This is a genomic window from Massilia timonae CCUG 45783, assembly GCF_000315425.1.
Taxonomy (GTDB): Bacteria; Pseudomonadota; Gammaproteobacteria; order Burkholderiales; family Burkholderiaceae_D; genus Telluria; species Telluria timonae.
In genome coordinates this window covers 720839-742263 of record NZ_JH992924.1, presented here as the reverse complement: position 1 = coordinate 742263, position 21425 = coordinate 720839, and the positions used below count along the sequence as shown (strand labels likewise).

Genomic DNA, 21425 nt, shown 5'->3' with positions numbered 1-21425 from the left:
CGCGGATGGCTGCGCTCTCACGATTCTTCTGCATCCTGCTGCTCGCGCTGGTTGCCACCGCGCCGGCCTTCGCGCAGCTGCAGCCGGTGCCGACGCTGACCACGCGCGTCACCGACCAGGCCGGCATGCTCGACGCCGCCCAGCGCCAGCGCCTGGAAGCGGTGCTGGCCGACTACGAAGCCAAGACCGGCAGCCAGATCGCCGTGCTGCTGGTGAAGTCGACCGAGCCCGAGGCGATCGAGCAGTACAGCATCCGCGTCACCGACGCCTGGAAGCTGGGCCGCAAGGGCGTCGACGACGGCGTGCTGCTGCTGGTGGCGCGCGATAATCCATCGGCGCTGCGGCGCCTGCGCATCGAGGCCGGGCGCGGCGTGCAGGGCGTGCTGACCGACGCCCAATCCAAGCGCATCCTGCAGGACGTGATCGCGCCACACTTCCGGCAACAACACTATTACGAGGGGCTGGTCGCCGGCGTCGGCGCCATCGCCACCCTGCTTAACCAGGAAGCCTTCCCCGCCCCACCGCCGCAGCAACCGCAGCGCCAGGCGGCGGGCGACGGCGGTTTCCCCTTGTGGGCGATCTTCCTGATCATCATCGGCGCCTCCATGCTGCGCTCGGTGTTCCGGCCGCGCCGCGGCCGCACCATCGCCACCCGCCGCGGCCAGTCGCACTGGGGCAGCGCCACCACCGGCTTCGTCCTCGGCAACATCATCGGCAATATGAGCCGCGGTGGCGGCGGCGGCTTCGGCGGCGGCGGCGGTGGCTTCGGCGGCGGCGGATTTTCGGGCGGCGGCGGCAGCTTCGACGGCGGCGGCGCCTCGGGAGACTGGTAATGGGATCGATGACACACAAGATGCGCCGCGCCTGGCGCCACTGGAAGAGCAGCGCCAGCGAGGCGAAACAGGCTTTCCCCGACGCGACCCTGGACGCGATCGCCGAGGCGATCGACCAGGGCGAACGCACCCACCGCGGCGAGGTGCGCCTGATCGTCGAAAAATCGCTGCCGTTCGAGGCGGCCTGGGAAGGCGTCACCAACCGCCAGCGCGCGATCGCCCTGTTCGCCGACTATGGCGTGTGGGACACCGAAGACAATTGCGGCGTGCTGATCTACGTGAACCTGGCCGAGCACAAGATCGACATCGTGGCCGACCGCGGCATCGACCGCAAGATCGACGCCGCCACCTGGCAGGCCGTGTGCCGCACCATGACCGAGGGTTTCAGGCAGGGCAGCTTCCATGAAGCGACCCTGGCCGCGGTCAACCAGGTCAACGCGCTGCTGCGCCAGCACTTCCCGGCCAGCGGCGAGCGGCCGAACGAGCTGCCGGACCGGCCGGTCATATTGTAGGCGGCTCGTCCAGCCATTCGCGCGCCAGCGCGTCGACGTCGGCGATTTCGGCCGTCATCCGGCGCGTCTTGCGGCGCGCCCAGATCCAGCCGCCGGCCAGCACCAGGGTCACCGCCACCGAAGACCAGGCCGCATTCCAGGCGTCGCGCGCCGTGATCAGGGAGACCACCGGCGCCGGCAGCAGGGCGATGGTGGTCCAGCGCGTCAGTCTCGCCAGCCGCAACCCGAGCAGCGCGCGGCGGCGCCGCAGATCCAGCCAGTCGCGCAGGCTGGCGCCGCTTGGCTCCTGCAAGGCCTGGAGGCGGGTCCAGGTATAGCTGACCATGACGACGCACATCACCAGCACATAGAACAGCGTCCACAGCAACAGGATGCCCTCGGTAGCCGGCAGGGGCCAGCGGGCGACCAGCATGCCGGCAGCCACCGCCGCAAGAGCCCACTCGCCCACGATCGTCCACATGATCAAACGACGCTCGCGGCGCGCGCGCGCGATCATCGCCGTCACGTCCGGCATCGGTGGAGCAGCCGGCGCATCCGCGCCCCAGGCATCCTGCAACCTCGCCCATTCATCCGCATCGTTCATCGTTCCTCCAGCCTTTCCTTGAGCGCAGCCTTGGCGCGATTGAGCCGCACGCCGACGTTATTGACCGAGATGCCGAGCAGCTGCGCGATCTCTTCATAGCGCATTCCCTCCAGCGCCAGCAGCACCAGCTGGCGTTGCCCGACCGGCAGCTGGCGCAATGCCGCCAGCAGGCGTTGCTGCTGCTGGTTCAGGCGCGCCAGGGTTTCCGGCCCCGGTTGTTCGTCGGCCCATTCCTCATCGAGTTCCTCGTGCTGCGGCTGCGCCACCGCGCGCATCACGTGGCTGGCGCAGCGCCGGTGCGCCACGCCGATCACATAGGTCTTGAGACTGGATTCTCCGCGAAAGGCCGGCAAGGCCTGCCACACGGCGAGCATGATGTCCTGCACCAGGTCTTCGCGCGCATGGCGGTTGCGCTCGAAGCTGGCGGCGAAGCGCACCAGCATGCCGCCGTGCTCGGCCATCACGCTGTCGAACTGCGTCCTGTCGCCTGGCGCCATCACAGCCCGAACACGAAACGCTCGCTGCCCAGGCGCCGGCTGCCGAAGGCGATCAGCAGCGCGGCGCCGCCCAGGCAGCCGGCGGCCGACAGGGCCAGCAGCTGTGGCGCCACGGCCTGGCCGGAGAGCAGCGCGCTCAGTTGGGCGTGCTGGCTGAACATCGGCAGCAGGTGGGCGGCGGACGGCGACGTGGGGCCGAGCTTCTCCATCATCAGCAGCATCGGCGCCAGTTGCAGCAGGTTGAGATAGATCTGCCCTTCCTTGTGGGTGCGGGCATGCAGCGCCACCACGCATTGCAGGGCGCCCACCAGCAGCGCCAGCGGCAGCAGGATGATCAGCATCTGCACGAGCATCGCCGCGTCGGGCGCGAAGGCGATGCCCAGTTCGTGCAGCGGCAGGCGTGCGAGCGCCTGCGCCGACAGCAGCAGCGCGGCGGCGCAGCTGGCGTAGCCGAACAGCGAGGCGGTCAGCCATTTGCCGATGAAGAGCGTGCCGGGCGCCACCGGCTGCGCCAGCAAAGCCTCGAGGGAGCGCCGCTCACGCTCGCCGCCGGTGGCGTCCAACGCCACGTGCGAGCCGCCGACGACCAGGCCGAGCAGCCAGAACAGCGGCAATACGCCCAGCACCAGCGCCGCCCGACCGCCCTGGCCGCCCATGTCGCGCAGCTGCAGGTGCAAGGCATTGGCATGGCCGGGCGCCACGCCGGCGCCCAGCAGGCGCTGGCCGGACAGCTGCGCGCCATAGCCGGCCACCAGCGCCTGCACGCGCTGGGCCTGGCGCCTGGCGTCGTCGTCGGACATGTCGGCCCACAGGGCCAGCGTGGCCGCGCGCCCCTGCGCCAGTTCGCGCGGCGCCTGCGCCGGCACTTCGAGCACCACCGCGCCGGGCGAAGCCGCCAGCAGGCCCTGCGGCTTCCCGGCGCTTGCGCGCAGCGTGACGCCCGCGGCCTCCAGGTGCCGCACGAGCCCCGGCGCATGCGCCGCGCCGACCAGGTGCAGCAGCCGCGTGCCGGCGTCAAGCTCGGACGCGATCAGCGCCTTGAGCACGCCCGCCAGCACGAAAGGACCGAGCAGCGCGAACAGCAGGCCGGCCACCATCGAGCGGCGGTCGCGCACGGCGTCCATCACTTCTTTCGAGACCACGATCCACAGGTTCTCCACGAATTTTTCACGTCTCATGCCGCCATCCCCTCATCGCTGCCGATCACGTCGACAAATGCCTGTTCCAGGCTGCTCCCGCCGGTCTGCGCCAGCAGCGCCGGCGTCGTCCCCGCGAAGCGCACCCGGCCCGCGGCCAGCACCACCACCTGGTCGCACAGCTGGGCCGCCTCCTGCATCACGTGGGTCGACAGCAGCACCGCCGCGCCACGCACGCGCGCCCGCATCAGGGCCTCGCGCACGGCGCGCGTGCTCATCACGTCCAGGCCGCGCGTGGGCTCGTCCAGCACCAGCACGGCAGGATCATGCAGCAAGGCGCGCGCCAGCGCCACCTTGATGCGCTGGCCGGCCGAAAATCCCCTGGTCGGGCGCCCGGCCTCGGCCTCCAGCCCCACCTCCCGGACGACGCGCTCGATGGCGCGCTCCAGCATGGCGCCGCGCATGCCGTGCAGGCGGCCGAAGTAGCGCAGGTGGTCGCGCGGCGTGAGCCGTTCATAGAGCCCGAATTCGTCGGTGACGATGCCGAGCCGGCGCCGCGCGGCGAGCGGCGCGCGCGTCACGTCGATGCCGTCGATGGCGACCATGCCGCTGTCCGGCGCCAGCAAGCCATACAGGATGCGCAGGCAGGTCGACTTGCCGGCGCCATTCGGCCCCAGCAGCGCGGTGATGGCGCCGGGGCGGGCCGTGAAGCTGACCTCGTCCAGGGCCTGCAAGGTCTTGAAACGCTTGCCGATATGGTTCACGACGATCATGGCGCGCTCCTCACAGGGTGGGCTGGCCGTCGGCCAGCACGAATGGTGGCCGGCGAATCGCCGCCAGGCAGGCGCCATCCACGGCGGCAGGATCGGCGTGCTCGAGGAAGGCGGCGATCAGGCGCGGCGCGCAACCGGCGCCGCTGAACGTATGGCCGGCGCCGGCGGCCACCAGCACCCGGCTGTGGCGCAGGGTGCGCGCCGCCAGGTGGGCATTTTCCGGCGGCGTGACCGGATCGAGGCCGCCCGCCAGCAGCAGGGTCGGAACGTCGGACACCACGGCGCGCGTCAGTGCGGCATCTGGCCGCGCGGCCGGCCACACCGCGCACCAGTCGCGCCAGCCCCTGGCATAGGCTTCGCCGAAGCGGCTGCCGGCGGCGTCCCGGCGCATGGCGGCGGCGTCGAGGAATGGCGCTTCTTCGGCGCACAGCACTGACAAGGTCTGGCCGAAGGTCATGCCTTCCAGGCTCCAGCCGGCCAGGGCGTCGTACAGGGCGAGCAGCGGCTGCGGCCGGCCATTGGCGGCGGCGTGGATGGCGAACGGCAGCACGCTGGCATGCTGGGCGCTGTACATGGCGCCGCGCAGCAGTTGCGGCACCGCCTCGGCCTGGTGCTGGCCGAGGGCCGGCAGCGCCAGCACGGCGTCGAGCTCGCGCGCCAGGTTCGGGAAGGCCCGGGCGCAGCCCTGGTCGGCGGCGCAGTCGGCCAGCAGGCGCTCGAGCGCAGCCTGGGCGTGACGCGACGACAGCAGGATGCGGGCATTGGGCGGCGCCACCGAATCGAGCACCATGCCGCGCACGCTGCCGGGGTAGCGCCGCGCATACAGCAGCGCGGTGCGGGTGCCGTACGAACCGCCCCACAGGCTGAACTGGCGGTAGCCGAGCGCGCGCCGCAAGTCCTCGAAATCGGCCAGCGCGGCTTCGGTATGGAAGTGGCGCGGGTCGGCGTCGAGTCCTGCCAGGCAGGCGCGCAGGCTGGCCTGGACGGCAGCCGTGTCGCCTCGCGCGATCGCCTCCTCGGGCATCGGGCAGCGCAGCGGGGTTGACCTGCCGGTGCCGCGCTGGTCGACCAGCAGGATGTCGCGGCGCTTCCTCGCTTCACGGAAGGCGCTGGCCAGGAGCGGCCCGTAATCCATGGCGGCCTGGCCCGGACCGCCGGCCAGCACCAGCAGCGGGTCGGACGCCGGCGGTTTCGCGGTGGCCTTGAGGCGGGCGAAGTGAATCGTGATGCTGCGGCCGGCCGGCTTGGCGCGGTCTTCCGGCACCTGCAGCGTGCCGCACTCGACCCGCTCGGGGAAGTGCGGCAGGTGGCACGGTTCCAGCGCGGCGGCCATGCCGGAATACAGCAGCATCGCCAGGAACAGGGTCCAGGCGAGGGCGAGATGCTTGCGGGTCATTTTTATTCTCGTTGTGGTGGAGATACCCGTGTAGTCGTGCCGTGCGTGGAAAACTTACACGCGCAGCGAAGATCATGCATGGCGGGTAGCCACGCCGAGTGGTTAGAATGGCGGCCTTTGCCTCTCTACGAAAGCCCGCCATGAAACTCCATCAGAAGATTGCCATCGTCACCGGCGCCAGCCAGGGCATCGGCCTGGCCTGCGCTCAGCGCCTGGTGCGCGAAGGCGCGCGCGTGATGCTCGTCGACCTCAAGCCGGAAGTCGAGCAGGCCGCCGCCAGCCTGGGCGAAGCCGCCCGGTTCTTCCACGCCGACGTCGGCGTCAAGAAAGAGGTCGATGCGATGGTCCAGGCCACGCTCGACGCGTTCGGGCGCATCGACATCCTGGTCAACAACGCAGGCGTGACCCACGCGGCCGACTTCCTCGACCTGGAAGAAGACGATTTCGACCGCGTGCTGCGCGTCAACCTGAAATCGATGTTCCTGTGCAGCCAGGCGGCGGCGCGCGACATGGTGAAACGGGGCGAAGGCGGCTGCATCATCAATATGTCGAGCGTCAACGCCGAGCTGACCATCCCGAACCAGGTGCCCTATGTGGTGTCGAAAGGCGGCGTCAACCAGTTGACCCGGGTGGCGTCGATCGCCCTGGCCCACTATGGCATCCGCGTCAATGCGATCGGCCCGGGCACCATCCTGACCGAACTGGCCAGGCAGGCCGTGCTGGGCAGCCCGGAGGCGCGTCACACCATCCTGTCGCGCACGCCGCTGGGCCGCTGCGGCGAGCCGGAAGAAGTCGCCTCGATCGCCGCCTTCCTGGCCAGCGACGACGCCTCGTACATGACCGGCCAGACGCTGTACGCCGATGGCGGCCGCATGGCGCTGAACTACACGGTGCCGGTACGCGACTGACAACGACGGAAATGGGGCAGATATTACTTTAACGCATGTCTGGTATCCGAACTCGCAATTGGACACCCGAATGGCCGACCCCGATAATTACACCTGTCTCCACTATTCTCCTCCAAGAAAATAGTTTTGAGCCCGCGCAAGAGCGGGCTTTTTTTTTGCCTGAAACGGACAGAAAGGCTGCTACTACGTAGTTCTACGTATAACCCACGCGCATGACGCGACGGCGTCCGCCGGTCATTTGATACCGCCAGAACTTTGCGCTTGGTCACAATCGCGTCACAAACTCTCCCTATACTAAGAATCACCTGTCATACACGCAACCGATATGCCTGATGACAGCAGGTGTGCAGCGCCCGGGGTGCTACACACCAACCGATTTCGCATCTCTTGGCCCGATCTTGGGTTGTGCCCGCCACCGGCGGGCATTTTTTTGGATGATGCGCATGCTTTGGGAAACCATATCCGTTGCGGATCGGTCCTATTCTCTGCCCCGGCGCAACTCGCAGTAAAAAAATTGTCACAGCGCTTGAAGCCGTCGCTGATTTGACTATCATAAAGTTCGCGCTTCCGATTCGGCCACCGGTCGGAAGACCACGTACAACGAAACGTCCAAGGGAACCCGTCCTATGAACCTACGTGTACCAGCCAGCGCCGCCCCCGACACTTGCCGCCGCCATCATGAAGACGGCGACCTCGTCCTGAGCGAACTCAATCCGTGCACCGTCGTCGACACGCTCGATAGCGACAGTACGCCGCTCAACCTGCTCACCTTCGGCAGCGTCCGCGAAGTCTGCCCCAAGTGCCAGCAAGCCCACCTCAAGCTGGTCCTGCGACAGGGCAGCGTGCGCATGGCCCACCTGTTCTGCGCCGATTGCGAAAGCTGTTTCGACGCCCATTACGCCGACGGCGCGCCGGCCCTGACGATCTGATCTGGCATTAGCGTGCGGGCAATTGGCTGCAAGCGTGGTATGGTTGCCGCTCTACGCATCCACCTATCCCGTTCGCCTCGATGCCCGCCCTGTCGTCCCTGCTGCAGCCCCCACCCACAGTCCGCCGCGCCCTGCATGGCTTCGCCCTGCTCGGGCTGCTGGCCATCCTGGTGGCGGGCTCGATTCCCGGCGCCCGCGCCGAGGTCGGCGCCTATGCGTCCGGCGTGGTGCTGCATGGCATGACCTACGCCTTCCTGGCCGCCCTGTGGTTCCTGGGCGCCACCGGCACGCCGCTGCAGCGCGCCCTGAAGGCGATGCTGGCCATCGCGCTGATGGGCGCGGTCGACGAATGGGTGCAAAGTTTCTTTCCGTATCGCTCGGGCGACGTGCGCGACTGGCTGGTCGACGTCACGGCCGCCACCCTCGCCTCCACCGTGCTGGCGGTGCTGGCCAGCCTCGCGCCGCGGCCGGCGCCGGCGGCGCGTCGGCGCTGACCATCATCCTCCGTTCGGGTTCCGCAAAGAACCCTCCAGCTTGATCCAACCGGCCTCCAAAGGAAGTCAGCTGGAACGCTGCCGCACTTCCCGCCTCTTATCCTCGTGGCGCGCGGCATCGTCACATCCCCACTAAACATCCAAACGAGGAGTTGATCATGAAGCAAACACACCAGAGCGTGGCCATGGCGGGCCTGCTGGCGGTCGCGCTCGCCATTTCGGGGTGCGCCGCCATGCGTGGCGAAGCGTCGCCCGGCGAGTCGTCCAGCGGATCGTCGTCGAGTGGCGCCAGCGGCGCCAGCGGCAGCACCGGAACCAGCGACTACGGCGCGGGCTCCAGCGGCACCTCGGGCACCTCGGGCAGCAGCGGTACCTCGGGCAGCGGCACGACCACCGAGAGCATCCAGGACGGCGCCGGCGTCTCGGGCAGCTCCGACACATCAGGCAGCTCGGGCAGCTCGGGCAGCTCGGGCGCCTCCGGCGCCAGCGGTTCCGGCACCTCCAGCATGCAGGACGACGGCAGCGGCAGCGCCTCGACCGCGGGCGCGGCCGCGGCCAGCGCGGCGCCCAACAGCACCGTGCTGGCGATCGAGGTCCTGCCGGCATCGAGCGGCATCACCGAGGGCGATTCGTCGATGGGCAGCAGCGGCGCCGCCGGCGCTACCGGCAGCAGCCAGTCCTATCGCGTCACGGTGCGCATGGACGACGGCAGCACGCAGGTGGTCACCCACGGCGCCACGCCCGACTTCCGCAGCGGCGACCGTGTCAACGTGACGGGTGGCGCCATCCAGCGCTAGCCGGGCCGCGCCGCCGGGTGGACCGGCCGTCCACCCGTGACAGAAGCAAACGAGGGATTGCCGGGCTCAGGGCGTGCCCGGGTCCTTGCCCTCCTCCACCTCGCGGTGAAACATCGGGATGTTGCGCGTCGCATTGCTGATGACTTCCAGCGGCAGCTTGGGCGTCCGGTCGGCGTTCAGCAAGCCATTGGCCTCCTGGAAGGTGTCGGCGAACTGGGTATAGCAGAAGCCGCTGAACATGAAGGTCTCATTCACCACCTGCAACAGGCGCCGGTACTGCTTGAGATAGCTTTCCGCCGTATGGGCGCGGCTGTAGCCCCAGGTGGTCTCGTCCGGGTTCGGGGTCTGCTTCGGATCGTAGGCAATGCCGCCGAATTCCGTCAGCACGATCGGCTGGCCGCGGTGCGGGAAGCCATCCAGGGTCAGGATGCGCCCGCCGGGACGCCGCTGGTCGAACAGGGTGCGCACCGGATCGGTGACGGCGTAGCGCGCCAGGATTTTCTCCGGATCGCTGTCGTAGTCGTGGATGCCGAGGATGTCGGTGGCCGACGCCTCCCAGCCGTCGTTGCCGATCACCGGACGGGTCGAATCGAGCGTACGCGTCAGGTGGTAGAGCGCTTCGACCGCGTTGCGATGGGCCTGGGTCAGGGTCAGGTTGGGCACGCCCCACGACTCATTGAAGGCCACCCACACGATGATGCAGGGATGGCTGTAGTCGCGCTCGATCGCCTCGGTCCATTCCTTGACCATGCGCGTGATCGCGCGCGGGCTGAAGCGGTAGGCCGAGGGCATCTCTTCCCATACCAGCAGGCCCAGCTTGTCGGCCCAGTACAAAAAGCGCGGGTCTTCGATCTTCTGGTGCTTGCGCACGCCGTTGAAGCCCATCAGCTTGACCAGTTCGACGTCGCGTTTCAGGTGCTGGTCCGACGGCGCCGTCATGAACGATTCCGGCCAGTAACCCTGATCCAGCACCAGGCGCAGCTGGTAGGGGCGGCCGTTGAGCATGAAGCGGTCGCGGTTGATCGATACCGAACGCAGCGCCGTGTACGAGCGGATGCGGTCCAGCACCACGTCGCCGCAGCGCAGGGTCACCTCGGCGTCGAGCAGGGTCGGCCGCTCCGGGCTCCACAGGATCTCGTTGCGCGAATCGTCGATGCCGGGGTCGGACAGCGCGATCTTGCGGTTGGCTTCGCCGGCCAGCAGCTTGTAGTAATCGTCCGCCAGCAGCTGGTCGCCGTGCCAGATCTTGACCTCGACAAACAGCTCCTGCTGGATGTCGCCGGTCGCGAACACTTCGCAGCCGATCTCGTAGGTCTCGAACACCGGCGTCCAGCGCAGCTTCTGGATATAGGTCGGCGCCACCTGCTCGACCCAGACGGTCTGCCAGATGCCGGTCGTGCGCGGATACCAGATCGAGTGCGCGTCGAGCAGCCAGTCCTGCTTGCCGCGCGGCTTGGCCAGGTCGGCCGGATCGTCCTCGACCCACACCGTCACGGTCTGCTTGCCGTCGCCCTGCATGGCGCAGGTGATGTCGGCCGAGAACGGCGTATGGCCGCCCTCGTGCTCGGCCACCAATTGGCCGTTGACCCACACCTTCGCGCTGTAGTCGACCGCGCCGAAGTGCAGTATCGTGCGCCCGTCGTTGGGCATGAGTTCGAAGTCGCGCTGATACCAGACCACGCGGTGGAAGCCGGTGTCCTGGATGCCGCTCATCTCGGTCTCGGGCGCGAACGGCACGGTGATCTCGTGCGTCCACTCCTTGACGTCGGACGGCATGAAGTACTTGCCCTCGTCGTCGAAGCAGAACCGCCACTTGCCGTTCAGGTTCTGCCACTGGTCGCGCACCAGCTGTGGACGGGGATATTCAAACTGGTTCATCGTGGTCCTTTCTGTCAGTCGGCACCGGCACCAGGATCCGGCCTTGGCGTCCATCTTGGTTATAGGCCGCCAGCGCGCTGGCGGCGGCTTGCTGCGCCTGGCCCTTGCGGCACAGCGCCACGCAGGCGCCGCCGAAGCCGGCGCCGGTCAGGCGCGCGCCCAGCACGCCGGGGGCGGCGCGCAGGGCCTCGCACAGCGCGTCGAGTTCCGGGATCGAGACCTCGTAGTCGTCGCGCAGGCTGAAATGCGATGCATTCATCAATTCGCCGAAGCGCTCGGCGCTCACGCCTTGCGCCGCTTCGAGCACGCGCAGGTTTTCCTGCACCACGTGGCGCGCCCGCTCGCGCAGCGGCGGCGGCAGGCTCTCCACCGAGGCCGGGTCGGCGACGTCGCGCAGCGCCTGCACGCCGAGCTTTTTCGCGCCCTCCTCGCATTCGGCGCGGCGCTCGTTGTACTTGCTGGCGGCGAGCTTGCGCGCCACGCCCGAGTCGACCACGATCAGCTCGGTGTCTGGCGGCAGCGGCACCAGGCGATGCTCCAGCGTGCGGGCGTCGATGAACAGCATATTGCTCTCGTCGGCCAGGCTGGACGCCATCTGGTCCATGATCCCGCAATTCACGCGCGCATACTCGATCTCGGCGCGCTGGGCGATGCGCGCCAGCTTGACGTCGTCCAGCGCATCGGGTCCTATTTCCAGCAGCGCGCGCATGGCGCGCAGCATCGCCACCTCGAGCGCGGCCGAGGACGACAGGCCCGAGCCGACCGGCAGGTCGGTCTCGACATACACGCGCAGCGGCGGCACCTCGATTCCTTCCGCCTGCACCAGCCGGATGCAGCCTTCGATATAGCTGCCGAAGCCCTGCGGCGCGCTGCCGTCGCGGGCGAAGGTCACGGTCGCATCGAGGTTCGGCGAATAGAAGTGGAAATGGTCGTCGCCGCTGCGGCTCAGCGCCACCATGGTGCGCTGGGGCGTCGCCACCGGCAGCATGAAGCCGTCGTTGTAGTCGGTGTGCTCGCCCAGCAGGTTGACCCGGCCCGGGGCCGAGGCGTTCACTTCGGGCGCGCCGCCAAAGAAGGTGTCGGGGTTCAAGGTCATGCCTGCGCCTCCAGCCAGAGCGGCCGCTTGCGGCCATGGACGTCCAGCGCCGGCCAGCCCGGATCGCACGTCAGGTTCTCGAGCCCCTGCGGGCCGAGCAGGAAGGTGTCTTCGATCTTCATGCCGCCGAAGCTGGGGTTGAAGGCGAAGGCCATGCCTTCCTCGAGCTGGGTCGCGGTGCTGGCGGTGGCCACGATCTCGCGCGCCAGGTAGCCGGTGATGCCGCCCTGGTGGTGCTCGCGGATCGCGCCTTCGACGTCGGCATGGTGGTAGGCCTGGGCCAGCGCATGATAGACGCTCGACAGCGATTTACCCGGCGCCACGGCGGCCAGGCCGGTGGCCTCGACATCCATCAGCGCGCGCTGCGCCTCGGGCGCCGAGCCGGCGCCGCCGAAGCTCACGAAGCGGGTCAGGTTCGCATACAGGCCGTGGCGGCGCGCGCAGAACACCAGCATGGCGCGCTCGCCGAGCGGCTCGTGCGACGGCGTCGCGTGGCGGTACAGGGGCAGGCGCCGCGCGCCGGCCGCCAGCACCAGGGCCGGATGGATGCCGCGCCGCCACAGCGCCTCGGCGCCGGCGCCGGCCAGCTGCTGCTCGGTCCAGTCGGGCCTGGCCCGGTGCAGCACTTCCGTCATCGCCTCGGCGGCCTCGCGGCCCAGCAGGCGGTAGCGCGCCTGTTCGGCGTCGCCCAGCACCAGCTTGCGTTGGCGCAGCGCCAGCGGCAAGGGAAGTTCCTCGCCCACGGGACGGTCGGACAGGACGGCGCGGCCCTGGGCCGCATTGGCGACGAAGCGCTCGCGCAGCTCCGGCTCGGCCCACGGTTCGATGTGGAAGGTGAAGCCGCCCGGGACTTCCTCGGCGCGCAGACGCTCGCCCTCGATCTCGTCGGTCAGCACGCAGGCGTCGTCCTGCGTGACGAGCACTTCGGCGACGCCGACGCCGGTGGTCAGCAGCACCGCGCTCGAGCCGCCGGCCGTGACCCAGGCGAACCAGTCGGTGCCGCGCAGGCGCACCGCGCCGGCCCCTTCCTGGACCAGTGTCGCGCGCAGCAGCGCCAGTTTGTCGGCCACCTCCGTGGCCCGCATATCCAGCCCCGTCATGCGGCGTCCTCCAGGCTGACTTCGACCTGCTGCAATTCATAGGCCGTGGTTTCGGGCAGCACGTCCATCGCGAACATGCCGGCCGCCAGCTCGGTGCCGGCCAGGTATTTCAGGCGGTCGCGCGTGCGGTAAGGCGGATAGAACTGGGCGTGCAGCTGGGTTTCCGGGTGCTCGGCGCCGTCGGTCGGAGCCTGGTACCAGGCCATCAGGTAGGGGAAAGGCCGGTTCCACAGGGTCTCGTACTTGAGCAGCACGGTCTTGAGCGCGCGCGCCAGGGCTTCGCGCTGCGGCGGCGTGAGCGCGGCGAAATCCTTGCACGGCGCGGTCGGCATCACCCACACTTCGTAGGGATAGCGCGCGCAGGCCGGCACGAAGGCGATCGCGTAGTCGTCCTGGTACAGCACGCGCCGGCCGTCGGCGGCCTCGTCGCGCGCCATGTCGCACAGCAGGCTGGCGCCGTGCTGCAGATAGTATTCGCGCTCCTGCGCCAGCATGCGCGCCGGCACCGCCGGCACGAAGGGATAGGCATAGATCTGGCCGTGCGGATGGTGCAGGGTCACGCCGACTTCGGCGCCGCGGTTCTCGAACGGCAGCACGTAATGGATGTGCTGGTGACTGCCGATGCGGGTGGTGCGATCGCCCCAGACCTGCAGCAGGAGCTCGATGCGCGACAGCGGCAGGTGGGCCAGCGCCGCATGCGGATCCTGCGTGAACACCACCACCTCGCAATGGCCGTTGGCCGGCGCGGTCGGCACCGTCGCCAATGGCGGATCGTGCGACTCCAGCGCCAGCGAAGGAAAGCGGTTGTCGAACACGGCGATCTCGTAGTCGCCGGCCGGCATCTCGGTGGGATGCTCCTGGTCCACGGTCGGCGCCAGCGGGTTGTATTGCGGCGGCGGCTGGTAGGTGCGGTTCTGGCGGAAGGCGGCGTAGGTCACCCATTCGCCGCGCAGCGAATGCCAGCGCAGGTGCGGATTCGCATGCTGCGGATCCGGGAACGGGCTGGGCGCAACGATGCCGTCAGGGATCGGCCCATTGCTGTACAGGGTGAGGTGACGTCCGTCCGGTTTCTTGAGTTCTTTACTATGCATGGCAACAGTTCAGGTTCGGTCGAGCATTCTGTCCTATCGGGCGCGAACGGCCACGCCGCGCGACGGCGCATCGGCGCGCTCGCGGCGCTAATAGCCGATCCTAACATGCTGTTTTCGCCACACTTTCTGCCCAGAATTTACGCATTTTCCACGCGTCAATACTGTCATGTCACAAAGGCGAGACACCCTGTAATCCAAGCCGTGGATTCATAAGGGAGAGCGCCCCGGCAGGCGCTGTCTGGAAGAGCTGCTGTAGGCCCAGGCCTACAGCAGGATGAGAGGTTTTGACACATTTTGGCAAGCAAAACACTGACCTGCCCGACATAGGCAAGAGCGGTGTCTCAACTTCCTGGAACAAGCCGGTTGGCGGTCGCGCCGCCAACCCGCAGGCATTGGCCTGGCCGGCGTTATCGGGCCAGATCGACCAGGACGGCCGTGTACATCTGCAGGTTCAGCAACAGCTGCCTGGTGGTGATGAATTCGTGTTCCGAGTGACCGGTGTACTTCTGGCCCGGCATCGATGGACCGAAGCTGACCGCGTTCGGGAACAGGCGCGAATTGGTGCCGCCGCCGATCGCCACCGGTCTGGCGTCCTTCATGCCGGTGAAATAGGAGAACGTCGACAGCAGGGTCGGCACCTGCGGCGCATTCTCGAGAATCCAGGGGTCGCGCACGCCGACCCTGATGTTCGCCAGCGGCAGGCGGCGCGCCTGCCACTCGGCCAGGGCGGCGTCGATCTCGGACGTCAGCTGCTCGGTCGTCTTGCCGCGCGGCCGGCGCACATTGATCGCGACCTCGATGCCTTCGTCCAGCTGGCGGATCACGGTCGGCTTGAAGGTCATCGGGCCCATGAAGCTGTCGCGGTAGGCGATCTTGCCGAACTTCTCGCCGTGATAACCGGTGCCGACCAGGTCGTTCAGGTAGTTCACCACGCCGCCGGCCACCGTGTTCGGCCAGTCGCGCACCGCCAGCGCGTCGGCCAGCATGCTGACCGCGTTCACGCCTTCCTGCGGCTTGGACGAGTGGGCCGACACGCCTTTCGCGACCACCTTCAGGTTCGCGCCCTGGCGCTCGAAGGTGTAGCGCATGTCGTCCTGCGCCGCGGCGCGCGCGCGGATCTGCCGCTCGATCTCCGGCGTGGCATTGGCCACCAGCGCCTCGGCGTCTTCGGGAATCTGGGTATTGAAGGAGCCGCCCCTGAATTCGGCGATATGGGCGTCGCCGGCCGCAGGGAGCGCGGCGCCCGCCTTCGGGATCGTCACGGCCACGGTGCCGCCGCCCTTCTCCGCCGTCACCACCGGATACTCGGCGTCGAGCGTGATGCTCATTTGCGGCGGCACGTGGGTCTTGAGGAATTCGGTCAAGGGTCCCCAGTCCGACTCCTCGCCCATGTACACGTAGAGTTCAATGCGCTTGTTCAAGGGGATCTGGCGGTCGCGGATCGTCTTCATCGCATACAGCGCGGTGGCGATCGGTCCCTTGTCGTCCTCGGCGCCGCGCGCGATCAGCTTGCCCGGCTCGCTGGTGCGGTCCAGCACGAAGGGCGACTTCTTCCATTTGCCCGGGTCGACCGGCTGCACGTCGCCATGGGTCACGATGCCGACCCGCTCGCTGCCCTTGCCGAGACCGACGATGACGGTCCAGCCATGGTCCTCGTAATCGAGGCCGAGGCGCTCGGCCTCCTCTTTCAACGCGGCCTTGAACGCGATATGGACCGGGTTCCGGTCGGACGGGTAGCGCGCATCGACCACCGTATTGAAGCTGACCAGCCTGGCCAGGGTATCGACCACGTCGTTGCGGTAGGTCTGGACCGCATACTTGGCGGCGCTGACGGCGGCGTCGCTCGGCGCCGTCGCCGGCGCGGAAGATGCGGCAGGCGCTGCTGTTGCAGTGGCGGCGCCGGTGGCGGCGGTCCACGCCAGCACCAGGCTGGCAATCAAGGCTTTCTTGTACATACAACTCCGGGAAACGGCGCAGGAATACGGCGCGGGATTGCAAATGCGCAAGGAGTCTAGCACAGGCATGTGTGCACCCGATCCGCGTTTTCCGCGTATCGTTAGGCGCTTCGCACCAAGAGAAAACGCCCATGACCGACAAGACCATCCGCCGCCTGCACCCCGCCCTGCGCGACGACATCGGCGACCTGCTGACACAGCGCCCCGTGCCCTCGCACCAGCTCGAGCAGATCGACCCGTTCCTGTTCCTGAACCATCACGGCCCGCAGGTCTACGGACCGCACAACCGCGGCCTGCCGTTCGGACCGCATCCGCACCGTGGCTTCGAGACCGTCACCTTCATCGTCGACGGCATGCTGGCGCATCGCGACAGCGCCGGCCACGAGAGCGTGATCCACGCCGGCGGCATCCAGTGGATGACGGCCGGCAGCGGCATCGTGCACGCCGAGGTCTCGCCGCGCGATTTTCTGGAACACGGCGGCCCGCTCGAGATCCTGCAGCTGTGGGTGAATCTGCCGTCGCGCCTGAAGATGAGCGCGCCCGCCTATACCGGCCTGCAGCGCGACCAGATCCCCGCCCTGCCGCTCGATGGCGGCAAGGTGACGCTGCACCTGATCGCCGGCGAATGGGAGACGAGCACGGGACCGGTGCGGTCATTGACCGGCGTGTTCATGAGCACGGTCGCGATGCAGGCCGGAGGACGCTTGAAGGTCGCCGGCCTGCAGGGACGCAACGTGCTGCTGTACGTGGTGCGTGGACGTATCGGCGTGGGCGACCCCGGCGATCTCGTCAACGCTTACCAACTCGTGGAACTGGATGACGACGGCGACGCCCTGCACATCCGGGCCGAGGCCGATTCGCTGCTGCTGTTCGGCCATGCCGAGCCGATCCGCGAACCGGTGGTGGCGCACGGTCCCTTCGTCATGACCACCCGCGAAGAGATCGTGCAGGCGATCGCCGACTACCAGGCCGGGCGCTTCGGTTCGACGCAGGCTTGAGACCACCCGAGGTTCGCGCCGGGTTCAGCGCTGGGTCGACGCCACGGCGCGCCTGTCGCCCTCGCGCACGAAGACGGTTTCCGGAATCCGGTCGCCCTGGAAGCGCAGGCTCAGCTCCCTGTCCACGGCGACAAAGCGCTTGCTGCCGACGTGGACCAGTTCGACCGGCCCGTCGCCCAGGTCGGCATACAGGGCGCGCTGACTGCCATTGAGCTTGCCGCTCACCTGCAGGACGCGGCCGTCCTCGAGCGCATATTCACCCTGCACACGGTCATACATGAACGGCGCCATCCTTACCTGCTTGACGTTGGAGGCGCGGACTTTGACCACTTCGTTGTCGGTCGTTTGCGGCGCCGCGCCGCTGGAGAACGAAACGGCGGCGACGGCGGCGAACAGGGCGATGTGCTTGATGCGCATGATGCTTTTCCTTTCAGGTCGAATGCGAGAGAAGAACCCGTGCGGCAAGCGTTCGGTCGCTCGTGAAGAGGCCGCATGGTCCACGTGTTTCGTCGTCGCCAGGGCTGCTGTTTTTGTCTGGCGATGAAGCCAGTCTAGCCAGACTTCGCGAACGCTCAAGCGGCAGTGGGATGAAGCGCCGAAACGCGCGATGAAACGCTGAAAACGTGAGGTGAATGGGAGGTGCATATGGGCCCCGTTCGGACACGTCTGCACCCCGTCTGCATGCCTGTTTCCTGCTTCGGCGCAAGCGCTGTCAAGCGTGTGTCTGCATTGCGTGCAGATGCCGTACATTAGCGCCATCGACAACGAAACAGACCCAACCCATGCAAGCGATTCCCCTCGTCGCGACCACGCGCGGCTATCCCGACTCCGGCAATGTGATCGAGAACGTCCACTGGGGTTCGGTCGCCGTGGTCGACACCTGCGGCCGGCTGTTGTGGTCGGCGGGCGACCCGGACTATCCGACCTTCACCCGTTCCGCCCTGAAGCCCTTCCAGGCCCTGCCCTTCATCCTGTCCGACGGCCCGGCGCGCTTCGGCCTCACGCAGGACGAAGTGGCGCTGCTGTGCGCCAGCCATTCGGGCGAGGACATCCACCTCGAGGGCGTGCGCGCGATCCTGGACAAGATCGGCCTCGAACCCGGCCATCTCGAATGCGGCTGCGCGCAGCCGCTGCACTACGAGTTCACCGGAACGAAGCCGCCGCAGGATGCGCAGTGGACGCCGCTGCACCACAACTGTTCCGGCAAGCACAGCGGCTTCCTGGCCTGGTGCAGGCTGCACGACGTGCCGACCGCCGACTACGTCGAGCGCGGCCACCCGCTGCAGCAGGCGATCCGCGCCACGCTGGCCGACACGGCCGGCGTGCCGGCGGACGCCATGCCGACCGGGATCGACGGTTGCTCGGCGCCGAACTATGCGCTGCCGCTGTCGCGCCTGGCGCACCTGTATGCGCGCCTGGCGCATGGCCCCAACGATCCGCAGCTGGGCAGCGCGATGGGCGTCCTGTGTGACGCCATGACGGCGCGGCCCGACATGGTCTCGGGCCAAGAGCGCACCGACCTGCACTGGATGACGGCCGGCGGCGGCGACTGGGTGGCCAAGATCGGCGCCGACGCAGTGCAGGCAATCGGCGTGCGCTCGGCCGGGATCGGCATCGCGATCAAGATTGCGGACGGCAACAGCCGCGCGCTGCATCCGGCCGTGTACGCGGTGCTCGACCAGCTCGGCCTGCTCGACGCCGGGCGCAAGGCCGCGCTCGAACGCTACCGCCAGCCCGCCATCAAGAATGCGCGCGGCGCGGTGGCGGGCGACATCCGACCCATCTTCACGCTGGAGGGGCGGCCGGTGAAAGGGTGACTTCACCGAAATAACAGGCGATGCGCCCATACAACAGCCAGCACATCGGGAGATTTCATTTTAGGTTTAAACAGGTGATACTTTCCTGGCGGAATTTTCCGTTTCTACGGGCTACTGACATCGTGTTAAAAAATCTACGCATCGGCTCGCGCCTGACGCTCGCGTTCGCCACGATCCTCGTCCTCTCCCTGGCCGGCACCGCATTTGCGCTGTACACCACACGCAGCAGTGCCGAAGCCACTCACCAAATGATGCAGAAGCCCCTGACCAAGGAACGCCTGGTCTCGGACTGGTATGTCATGACGTATTCGGCGATTGCCCGCACCTCGCTGATCGCGCGCAGCACCGACAGCACCTTGTCGACCGTGTTCGCCAAGCCGATCAAGGACAGCGTCACCGACACCACCGCGATCCTCAAGAAAGTCGAAGCGCTGCTCGACTCGCCCGAAGAAAAGCAGACGCTGCAAGAGATCCTGGGCCTGCGCAAGCAATACCAGGCGGCCAAGGAAGTGGTGATGAACGCCCGCACCGCGGGCGACGCCGCCGGCGCCGAGCAAGCCTATGAGACGGTCTTTTCCCCGGCCGCTGCGGCCTATGGCGCGCGGGTGCTGAGCCTGCTGCAGATCCAGCGCAAGTCGATCGACCAGATCGCGCTCGACATCGAGGTCGCAAACCAGCGCAGCACGCGCCTGGTCATCCTGCTGACCGTGCTGGCCACGGCGCTCGGCTCGGTGGCCGCCGTCATGATCACGCGCAGCATCACCCGGCCGCTCGACACCGCGGTGGACGTCGCCAGGACGGTGGCGGCGGGCAACCTCGGCAATACCTTCGCCACCTACCCGAAAGACGAAGTGGGCGACCTGATGCGGGCCCTGGAAACCATGAACGGCGCCCTGGCCCGGGTCGTGGCCGAAGTCCAGCAAGGCACCACCGCCATCTCCACCGCGTCGAGCGAGATCGCGGCCGGCAACCTCGACCTGTCGAGCCGCACCGAGCAGCAGGCCAGCTCGCTCGAAGAGACGGCGGCCTCGATGGAAGAACTGACGGCGACCGTGCGCCAGAACGCCGACAATGCGGTGCAGGCCAACGGCCTGGCGCAGGCGGCGTCCGAGGTGGCGGCGCGCGGCGGCGCCATCGTCGGCCAGGTGGTCGACACCATGGGCTCGATCGACGCCTCGGCGCGCAAGATCGTCGACATCATCGGCGTGATCGACGGCATCGCCTTCCAGACCAATATCCTGGCGCTCAACGCCGCCGTGGAAGCGGCGCGCGCCGGCGAACAGGGCCGCGGCTTCGCCGTGGTGGCGAGCGAAGTGCGCAACCTGGCGCAGCGCTCGGCCAGCGCGGCCAGGGAAATCAAGGGCCTGATCGGCGACTCGATGACCCAGGTGAATGCCGGCACCGCCCTGGTGCAGCAGGCCGGCACCACCATGCACGACGTGGTGAGCAGCGTGGCGCGCGTGACCGACATGATGTCCGAGATCACCTCGGCTACCCAGGAACAGCGCACCGGCATCCACCAGGTGAACGAGGCGATCACGCAGATGGACCAGGTGACGCAGCAGAACGCGGCGCTGGTGGAACAGGCCGCGGCGGCCGCGGCCAGCATGCAGGAACAGGCGGCGCGCCTGGCCGAGGTGGCGGCCGGCTTCAGGTTGGGCGATGCGGATGTCCGGCCGCGCCTGGCGCTGCGCAAGAGTCCGGCGCTGGCGATGTAAGCGATGCCGGCGGCGGCCGGCCGAAACTCAGGCCGCCAGCCGGCGCAGCATGGCGGCGATCGCGTCCAGCACCGCGGCGTCTTCCCAATAGCTCTCGTGCGACAGCGGGTTCCAGCTGCGCGCCAACAGGCTGCCAATGCCGCCGCTGGCATTGATCGCGCGGTCCTCGACCAGCGCCCGGTAACCGCCCGACAGCGGCTGCAGCGGCCAGCCCAGCACGTCGTCCGGATCATAAAAATTGATCCATTTGAACAGCGAAGTAGGCGGCGCGATCGGGATGATGTCCATCTCCTTGTGCGCGGCGACGAAGATCGGGATATTGCAGCCGGTGGTGACCAGGCCGGCGCAGGTGCCGCCGCCCAGGAACACGCGCTCGCTCGCGGTCAATGGCCGGCCCAGCGCGCTGGAGGCCCAGGCGTCGATATTGCGCCAGACGCCGGCGCCGACCGGCCGCCCGGCGGCCGCCTTCTGGGCGTCGTACAGATAGCTCGACAGCACCTGGCCGCCCAGCGACTGGGCCACGAACACCACCGGCATGTCGGGACGCACCGCATGGGCCGACAACAAGGCGCCCGCGATTTCGCCCTGGGCCAGCTCATAGACCGAGCCGGGGATTTCCTTGCGGTTTTCCAGTCCGGCGGCGTCGCCCAATCCGTACAGCACGAACCGACGCAAGGCGTCGTAGCGCACCTTGCCGGCGGCGGCGGTGCGCTCCCAGACCTGGCGCTGGTTCTCGTGCAGGATGCCCTGATAATAGACCGAGCGCATCGTCACCTGGCCCGCCAGCCCGCCCAGGCGGCTGCGCAGCTGCGCCATCAGGCCGTCCGCATACGCGGGCAGCGTCTCTCCCATGCCGTGCACGGCGATCAATGCAACTTGCGACATGAAAACCTCCGCTCGATCTGGCGCAAAGT

General features: G+C 68.1%; 21 protein-coding genes. 9 read left to right on the top strand and 12 right to left on the bottom strand.

The window, feature by feature from the left end:
- The first annotated feature begins 5 nt into the window (after positions 1–5).
- Complete coding sequence (locus HMPREF9710_RS18400) at positions 6–833, top strand: TPM domain-containing protein (RefSeq protein ID WP_005668787.1); 828 nt, start codon at positions 6–8, stop codon at positions 831–833.
- Positions 833–1345, top strand: a complete 513-nt coding sequence (locus tag HMPREF9710_RS18395; protein WP_005668786.1) for a TPM domain-containing protein — start codon at positions 833–835, stop codon at positions 1343–1345. Before HMPREF9710_RS18400 ends, HMPREF9710_RS18395 begins: the two co-directional genes overlap by 1 nt.
- On the opposite strand, the gene HMPREF9710_RS18390 is transcribed toward HMPREF9710_RS18395, so the two are convergent.
- From HMPREF9710_RS18390 to HMPREF9710_RS18370, 5 genes are read right to left on the bottom strand one after another with little or no spacing between them, the layout of a single operon-like run.
- Positions 1335–1928 (bottom strand): hypothetical protein, encoded by a 594-nt coding sequence (locus HMPREF9710_RS18390; RefSeq protein WP_005668784.1) that lies wholly within the window; start codon positions 1926–1928, stop codon positions 1335–1337. The two genes, HMPREF9710_RS18395 and HMPREF9710_RS18390, sit on opposite strands and share 11 nt — an antisense overlap.
- Positions 1925–2425 (bottom strand): RNA polymerase sigma factor, encoded by a 501-nt coding sequence (locus HMPREF9710_RS28005; protein ID WP_005668783.1) that lies wholly within the window; start codon positions 2423–2425, stop codon positions 1925–1927. The genes HMPREF9710_RS18390 and HMPREF9710_RS28005 overlap by 4 nt, the downstream gene beginning before the upstream one ends.
- A complete protein-coding gene (locus HMPREF9710_RS18380; RefSeq protein ID WP_005668781.1) occupies positions 2425–3603 on the bottom strand; it encodes an ABC transporter permease in 1179 nt (392 codons plus the stop codon). Before HMPREF9710_RS18380 ends, HMPREF9710_RS28005 begins: the two co-directional genes overlap by 1 nt.
- Complete coding sequence (locus tag HMPREF9710_RS18375) at positions 3600–4334, bottom strand: ABC transporter ATP-binding protein (RefSeq protein WP_005668777.1); 735 nt, start codon at positions 4332–4334, stop codon at positions 3600–3602. The genes HMPREF9710_RS18380 and HMPREF9710_RS18375 overlap by 4 nt, the downstream gene beginning before the upstream one ends.
- A 10-nt stretch (positions 4335–4344) precedes the next feature.
- Positions 4345–5730: an alpha/beta hydrolase gene (locus HMPREF9710_RS18370; protein ID WP_005668775.1), complete on the bottom strand. Its 1386-nt coding sequence runs from the start codon at positions 5728–5730 to the stop codon at positions 4345–4347.
- Positions 5731–5870: 140 nt separating this feature from the next.
- Here HMPREF9710_RS18370 and HMPREF9710_RS18365 point away from each other — a divergent pair, with 140 nt between their 5' ends.
- From HMPREF9710_RS18365 to HMPREF9710_RS26680, 4 genes are all read left to right on the top strand, one after another.
- Positions 5871–6638 carry an SDR family NAD(P)-dependent oxidoreductase gene (locus HMPREF9710_RS18365; RefSeq protein ID WP_005668773.1) on the top strand — a complete coding sequence of 256 codons (768 nt, stop codon included), beginning with the start codon at positions 5871–5873 and terminating at the stop codon, positions 6636–6638.
- A 626-nt stretch (positions 6639–7264) separates the two neighbouring features.
- Entirely contained in the window at positions 7265–7567 is a 303-nt protein-coding gene (locus HMPREF9710_RS18360; RefSeq protein WP_005668771.1) for a hypothetical protein, read from the top strand.
- Positions 7568–7647: 80 nt separating this feature from the next.
- Positions 7648–8061 carry a VanZ family protein gene (locus HMPREF9710_RS18355; protein ID WP_005668770.1) on the top strand — a complete coding sequence of 138 codons (414 nt, stop codon included), beginning with the start codon at positions 7648–7650 and terminating at the stop codon, positions 8059–8061.
- 158 nt (positions 8062–8219) lie between these two features.
- Positions 8220–8858, top strand: coding sequence for a hypothetical protein (locus HMPREF9710_RS26680; RefSeq protein ID WP_005668769.1), 639 nt, complete (start codon positions 8220–8222; stop codon positions 8856–8858).
- Positions 8859–8924: 66 nt separating this feature from the next.
- Here HMPREF9710_RS26680 and HMPREF9710_RS18345 read toward each other — a convergent pair whose 3' ends face one another.
- From HMPREF9710_RS18345 to HMPREF9710_RS18325, 5 genes are all read right to left on the bottom strand, one after another.
- On the bottom strand, positions 8925–10736 hold the full coding sequence (locus tag HMPREF9710_RS18345) for a glycoside hydrolase family 2 protein (protein ID WP_005668767.1): 1812 nt from the start codon (positions 10734–10736) through the stop codon (positions 8925–8927).
- Positions 10723–11832, bottom strand: coding sequence for a galactokinase (gene galK, locus HMPREF9710_RS18340; RefSeq protein WP_005668765.1), 1110 nt, complete (start codon positions 11830–11832; stop codon positions 10723–10725). The genes HMPREF9710_RS18345 and galK overlap by 14 nt, the downstream gene beginning before the upstream one ends.
- Positions 11829–12932, bottom strand: coding sequence for a M24 family metallopeptidase (locus tag HMPREF9710_RS18335; RefSeq protein ID WP_005668764.1), 1104 nt, complete (start codon positions 12930–12932; stop codon positions 11829–11831). Before HMPREF9710_RS18335 ends, galK begins: the two co-directional genes overlap by 4 nt.
- Positions 12929–14023 carry a galactose-1-phosphate uridylyltransferase gene (gene galT / locus HMPREF9710_RS18330; protein WP_005668762.1) on the bottom strand — a complete coding sequence of 365 codons (1095 nt, stop codon included), beginning with the start codon at positions 14021–14023 and terminating at the stop codon, positions 12929–12931. Before galT ends, HMPREF9710_RS18335 begins: the two co-directional genes overlap by 4 nt.
- A gap of 407 nt (positions 14024–14430) precedes the next feature.
- Positions 14431–15978 carry a dipeptidase gene (locus tag HMPREF9710_RS18325; RefSeq protein WP_005668760.1) on the bottom strand — a complete coding sequence of 516 codons (1548 nt, stop codon included), beginning with the start codon at positions 15976–15978 and terminating at the stop codon, positions 14431–14433.
- Positions 15979–16109: 131 nt separating this feature from the next.
- Here HMPREF9710_RS18325 and HMPREF9710_RS18320 point away from each other — a divergent pair, with 131 nt between their 5' ends.
- Complete coding sequence (locus HMPREF9710_RS18320) at positions 16110–16976, top strand: pirin family protein (RefSeq protein WP_005668757.1); 867 nt, start codon at positions 16110–16112, stop codon at positions 16974–16976.
- Between the two features lie 24 nt (positions 16977–17000).
- Here HMPREF9710_RS18320 and HMPREF9710_RS18315 read toward each other — a convergent pair whose 3' ends face one another.
- On the bottom strand, positions 17001–17393 hold the full coding sequence (locus tag HMPREF9710_RS18315; RefSeq protein ID WP_005668755.1) for a hypothetical protein: 393 nt from the start codon (positions 17391–17393) through the stop codon (positions 17001–17003).
- A gap of 365 nt (positions 17394–17758) precedes the next feature.
- On the opposite strand from HMPREF9710_RS18315, the gene HMPREF9710_RS18310 reads away from it, so the two are divergent.
- Both HMPREF9710_RS18310 and HMPREF9710_RS18305 read left to right on the top strand, forming a co-directional pair.
- Positions 17759–18793, top strand: a complete 1035-nt coding sequence (locus HMPREF9710_RS18310; RefSeq protein WP_005668753.1) for an asparaginase — start codon at positions 17759–17761, stop codon at positions 18791–18793.
- A gap of 122 nt (positions 18794–18915) precedes the next feature.
- A complete protein-coding gene (locus HMPREF9710_RS18305; protein ID WP_307160791.1) occupies positions 18916–20511 on the top strand; it encodes a methyl-accepting chemotaxis protein in 1596 nt (531 codons plus the stop codon).
- 27 nt (positions 20512–20538) lie between these two features.
- Here HMPREF9710_RS18305 and HMPREF9710_RS18300 read toward each other — a convergent pair whose 3' ends face one another.
- Entirely contained in the window at positions 20539–21396 is an 858-nt protein-coding gene (locus HMPREF9710_RS18300) for a hypothetical protein (protein WP_005668751.1), read from the bottom strand.
- Between the last annotated feature and the right edge of the window lie 29 nt (positions 21397–21425).